Source organism: Oleiphilus sp. HI0061 (genome assembly GCF_001635675.1).
The window spans coordinates 1-1,861 of record NZ_LWFE01001155.1; the positions used below are offsets into that span (position 1 = coordinate 1).

General features: G+C 43.3%; 2 protein-coding genes and 1 pseudogene. 1 reads left to right on the plus strand and 2 read right to left on the minus strand.

The features are described 5' to 3' along the window. A partial coding sequence (locus A3735_RS17450) for a diguanylate cyclase domain-containing protein (RefSeq protein WP_156499736.1) occupies positions 1-182 on the plus strand: 182 nt, incomplete at its 5' end. 45 nt (positions 183-227) lie between these two features. Here A3735_RS17450 and argB read toward each other — a convergent pair. Continuing rightward, positions 228-1,124 carry an acetylglutamate kinase gene (gene argB, locus A3735_RS17455; RefSeq protein WP_068512576.1) on the minus strand — a complete coding sequence of 299 codons (897 nt, stop codon included), beginning with the start codon at positions 1,122-1,124 and terminating at the stop codon, positions 228-230. A 38-nt stretch (positions 1,125-1,162) separates the two neighbouring features. Further along, a pseudogene (locus tag A3735_RS17460) lies at positions 1,163-1,861 on the minus strand (phosphomannomutase/phosphoglucomutase); the annotation flags it as partial.

The following is a 1,861-nucleotide window of genomic DNA, read 5'->3' on the forward strand; positions in this document are numbered from 1 at the left end:
AACTAGGAACTGTCACAGCTTCGATCGGTGTCGCCGTATACAAGTATGGAGAGAGTGCAGAGCAGCTAATTCGTAAAGCTGATAAGTTCATGCACGAGGCAAAACGTTCAGGAAAGAATAAAGTTGTGGGCGGTTCAAATGTAGGTTCTGACAGCAAAGAGTCATCAAGTACGCTTATTTAAAACAATCAAGCGGCCATAATTACTGACCGCTCAGCACACTAAGTACTAGTCATTAGTAATCAGCGTTCCAACACCTTCATCTGTAAAGATTTCCAAAAGTGTTGAGTGGCTAACTCGACCGTCAATAATGTGCGAACTCTTTACTCCGTTTTTCACAGCCTCTAAAGCGCACTTAATTTTCGGCAACATACCGCCGTATATCGTTCCATCAGCAATCAACTCATCGACCTGAGCAGTTGATAAACCTGTTAACACCTCTCCCGATTTATCCTGCAGACCAGAAATATTTGTCAGTAGAATAAGTTTTTCTGCTGCTACCGCCTCAGCTACTTTTCCAGCAACCAAGTCAGCATTGATATTATAAGACATCCCATCTTCACCGACTCCGATCGGTGCAATAACGGGTATCACATCACTTTTGGTCATCATATCAATAACCGAGGTATCGACCGACTTGACCTGACCAACATGACCGTAATCTATAATTTCTGGTCGATCAACTTCTGGAGTTATTTTATCGACATGAAGTTTAGTTGCCTTGATCAGGTTTGCATCCTTCCCTGTAAGACCTATTGCCTTACCTCCATTGCTGTTAATAAGAGCAACAATTTCCTTATTCACTTTTCCGCCCAAGACCATCTCGACCACATCCATCGTCTGGCTATCGGTGACACGCATACCATCAACGAAGTGGCTTTCAATATTCAAACGCTCAAGCAAGTCACCTATTTGGGGGCCGCCCCCATGCACAACAATCGGATTGATGCCCACCAACTTCATCAACACAACATCTCTTGCAAAGCTGTTCTTTAAGTCTTCGTTCTCCATGGCGTTGCCACCATACTTAATCACCAAGGTTTTACCTGAAAAGCGCTGAATATAAGGCAGTGCTTTGCTTAATACTGAAGCCACCTGGCCAGCAGATTCTCTTGTTAAACTCATATTTTTCCTAACAAACAATAAAGGTCAGAATGGTTGACCTAAAAATTACATTCAATTGATGGATCGACTATCTGAAGCTGCGTCCTAAATATCGACTTCACTTCTTCTAAAGCTGCCTCATTATCAGCCTCGAACCTCAGAACCAATACGGGAGTGGTATTGGATGCACGACATAAACCCCAGGCATTTGGGTATTCGACTCGTAAACCATCTATCGTGGAAATATTTCCACCAACAAACTGGTCTTTCAAAGCACACAGACTTTCAACGATCATAAATTTAGACTCATCTGTCACACTGATATTTATCTCAGGCGTACTTAAGTCTTCAGGAAAATCGGCAAATACTTCTTCAGAAGAGCGATCTTCAATACCCAAGACTTCTAATAAACGAGCGGCAGCATAGAGACCGTCATCGAAGCCAAACCAACGCTCTTTGAAGAATACATGACCACTCATTTCACCAGCAAGTAATGCCCCGGTTTCTCTCATTTTAGCTTTCATATAAGAGTGTCCGCTCTTCCACATTACCGGGCGACCGCCATAACTGCTAATCAAACCATTAAGGCGTCGAGAGCATTTAACATCAAATAAGATATCTGCTCCCGGGTTACGGGAGACAACGTCTTTGGCGAACAACATCAACAAACGATCAGGCCAAATAATCTTACCTGTATTGGTTACAACGCCCAAACGATCTGCATCGCCGTCGAAGGCTAAACCGATATCCGCATCATG

Excerpts from the sequence above, each read along its gene's own strand:
- argB (WP_068512576.1), bottom strand. The coding sequence starts at position 1,124 with ATGAGTTTAACAAGAGAATCTGCTGGCCAGGTGGCTTCAGTATTAAGC.